The 216-nt window shown below is 55.1% G+C and carries 1 protein-coding gene; it reads right to left on the reverse strand.

Features of this window, described 5'->3' with window-relative positions:
- Positions 1-216 (reverse strand): hypothetical protein (locus KB213_RS12585; protein WP_211683602.1); only part of this gene is annotated, 216 nt, incomplete at both ends.

Here is a 216-nt window from a genome sequence, read left to right on the forward strand (position 1 = left end):
TGTATAGGCCAACAGGAATAGCGATCCACGGCCATTGAAGGGCCCGGTCTTTCTGCGGTCGAGAAGTTTCTCTTCGGCAAACGTTCCCCAAGCTTCGACGTCAACGATACGGCGCACTGAAAAACTAAGCTTTATCAGGGATCCCGACGATGCTGCCAGACGGCTCATAAGCGCCGCGTAGAGACTAGCCAGCGCCGACTGTTCGTTGATGATGGC

The organism is Neokomagataea anthophila (assembly GCF_018122595.1).
Classification (GTDB): domain Bacteria; phylum Pseudomonadota; class Alphaproteobacteria; order Acetobacterales; family Acetobacteraceae; genus Gluconobacter; species Gluconobacter anthophilus.